General features: G+C 65.1%; 4 protein-coding genes. 3 read left to right on the forward strand and 1 reads right to left on the reverse strand.

Features of this window, described 5'->3' with window-relative positions; translation table 11 throughout:
* From EOA60_RS27580 to EOA60_RS27590, 3 genes are all read left to right on the forward strand, one after another.
* Window positions 1-919, forward strand: a 919-nt coding sequence (locus EOA60_RS27580) for a benzoate/H(+) symporter BenE family transporter (protein WP_128312211.1), incomplete at its 5' end; no start/stop codon positions are given.
* Between the two features lie 116 nt (window positions 920-1,035).
* Entirely contained in the window at window positions 1,036-1,518 is a 483-nt protein-coding gene (locus tag EOA60_RS27585) for a DUF2852 domain-containing protein (RefSeq protein ID WP_067002952.1), read from the forward strand.
* A gap of 118 nt (window positions 1,519-1,636) precedes the next feature.
* Entirely contained in the window at window positions 1,637-2,395 is a 759-nt protein-coding gene (locus tag EOA60_RS27590; RefSeq protein ID WP_095825501.1) for a M48 family metallopeptidase, read from the forward strand.
* A 44-nt stretch (window positions 2,396-2,439) separates the two neighbouring features.
* Here the strand turns inward: EOA60_RS27590 and EOA60_RS27595 are convergent.
* A partial coding sequence (locus EOA60_RS27595) for a hypothetical protein (protein ID WP_245502624.1) occupies window positions 2,440-2,720 on the reverse strand: 281 nt, incomplete at its 5' end.

Genomic DNA, 2,720 nt, shown 5'->3' on the forward strand with positions numbered 1-2,720 from the left:
GATCGCGGCCTCCAGCGGCTTCACCATGGCGCAAGCCGTCGGCGCTTTCATCGTCACCGGCATCCTCTTGATCGCCACCGGCCTGTTCAAGCCGCTGACCCGGCTGATCGCGCAGATTCCGGCCTCGGTGGCGTCCGGCATGCTGGCCGGCATCCTGGTCGGCTTCGCCATCAGTGCGGTCAAGGCCATTCCCGCCGATCCGTGGCTGATCCTGCCGCTGATCGCCGCCTTCTTCGTCATCCGGCTGTTCAACCCGGCGGTTTCGGTCCTTGTCGTGCTGATCGGCGGCGGCCTTGCCGCCTTCCTCACCGGCCGCGTCGGCGGCCTGCCGGCGCCGGAATTGTCGACACTGACGCTGATCGCTCCGCAGTTCACCGTTTCGGCGATCATTGGCCTGGCCTTGCCGCTCTACCTCGTCACCATGGCCTCGCAGAACCTCTCCGGTCTCGCGGTGCTGAAAGCCGCCGGCTACCACCCGGAACCTGGCCCGCTGATCGGCGTCACCGGGCTGTTCTCGCTGCTCTCGGCGCCGTTCGGCGCCTCGACGACCAATCTGGCGGCGATCTCCGCGGCGATCTGCACCGGCCCGGATGTCCATCCGGATCCCGCCGAGCGCTGGAAGACGGGGCCGTTCTATGCGCTCGCCTATCTGGTCTTCGCCATCTTCGGCGCTTCGCTGGTGGCGATCTTCGCCGTCCTGCCGCAGAGCCTGATCGTGCTGGTCGCCGGCCTGGCGCTGATGGCGCCTTTAGCCAACGCGCTCTCGATCGCGCTCCATGATGCGGGCGAGCGCATGCCGGCCACGCTCACCTTTGCGGTGACGGCCTCAGGGCTCACCTTGTTCGGCGTCGGCGCGGCTTTTTGGGGGCTGGTCGCCGGAATGGCAGTGCTTTTCCTCGAGAAACTCAAAAAGCGATAATCATTTCAGGCCTTTCGCCGGTTTTGGCCGGACTTGCCTTGAATCGCCGATTTCGCCTTCCCATTTCGATTCCACGCAGCCGGTTTGGCTGTCTCCAACGGAAGGATTGGGAGAAAATGAACACAAGTGCATTGATCCGTCCGGCCTGGACGCCGGCGACCATCGCGCTGATGGTGATCGGCTTCATGGTGTTCTGGCCGCTGGGCTTCGCCATGCTTGCCTACATCATCTGGGGCGACCGGCTCGAAGGCTTCAAGCGCGATGTCAACCGCGCCACCGACGGCATCTTCGCCGGCTGCCGCCGTGGCTCGGAAAAGGCGGCCCGCTGGGGCCATGGCTCGTCCCGCACCGGCAACGTCGCTTTCGACGACTGGCGCGAGAAGGAACTTGAGCGCCTCGCCGAGGAGCGCCGCAAGCTCGACGAGATGCTGAACGAGTTCGACGAGTATGCCCGCGAGCTGCGCCGTGCCAAGGACCAGGAAGAGTTCGACCGCTTCATGGCCGAGCGTAACAAGCGGACCGCGCCAACCACGACGAGTGGTCCAACCGGAGCGACGGGGCCGAAGCGCGGCAAGGGGTCGAACCTCCTTGACGACTGAGCCTCAATCATAAGACTCGGCCGACATGCGGCGTCGCGCGAGCGGCGCCGTTTCTTTTTTGTTCTCCATGTAGCCTCACTCTACTGGTCGTTTTTCTCGAATCGCGTATCGTCCGGCCATGACCCTCGGCTTCTTTCGCAATCTGACCAAGCCAGAACCCAAGCCCGTCGTGGAGCGCGAGCATTGCGTCGCCGGCCGCACCCTGCCGCTCAAAATCGTCGAGAGCGCGAGGGCCCGGCGGTTGACGCTGCGTATCGATTCCGGCGGCCAGGGGCTGCGCATAACGGTGCCGCCCGGCTTGCGCCGCGGCGAGGTGGAGAAGTTCCTCGACCGCCATCAGGACTGGCTGGAGCAGCGCCTGGCCAAGGTGCCGATGCGCCCGCAGGTGCGGCCCGGCATCAAGATCCCGATCCGCGGCGTGCCGCACCGCATCGTCCATGAGCCGGCCAAACGCGGCACGGTCACCATCGCGCGCGACGAGCGCGGCCCGCTGCTCATCATCCATGGCGAGCGTGTCCACCTGCCGCGCCGCATCGCCGATTATCTGAAACGCGAGGCCAAGCGCGAGATCGAGAAGCTGGTGATCAAGCATACCGAGGCGATCGGCAAGCGCGCCAAGGCGATCCGCTACAAGGATACCTCCAGCCGCTGGGGGTCATGCACCTCGGAGGGCAATCTGTCCTTCTCGTGGCGCATTATGATGGCGCCGCCACCGGTCATCAATTACCTGGTGGCGCATGAGGTCGCGCATCTGAAAGAGATGAACCACGGACCGAAATTCTGGAAGCTGTGCGAAAAGCTCTGCCCCGACACCGATCGCTGCAAGGACTGGCTGAAGCGCAACGGCGGCGCGCTGCAGGCGATCGTGTTTGAGTAGGCGTCGCCCTGGCACCCGTATAGCTGGCGGCCCACCGCAGCCGCTCAATCGTCATTCGCCGCGTTGAGTTCCTCCGGCCGCAGCCCTTCCTCACTCGCATGCGGCCACGGCAGAAAATTCCGGTCGAACGCGTCGCTGCCGAAATAGTCGAGCGCCCGGTGCGCCTCGGCGCCGTTGAAAGCGGACTTGTCCATCAGATGCGCGATCACCTCGCGCGCCTGCGCGATCTTCTGCCTGAGTTCGGCGACGGTCTTGTCGGTCATGATCTTCCTGCTCCCGCCTGTGTCCCTACTCGAAAGGTAGCGCTTTCCGTCGGCCCGGCAAC

Source organism: Mesorhizobium sp. M1A.F.Ca.IN.020.06.1.1, from assembly GCF_004023265.1.
Taxonomy (GTDB): domain Bacteria; phylum Pseudomonadota; class Alphaproteobacteria; order Rhizobiales; family Rhizobiaceae; genus Mesorhizobium.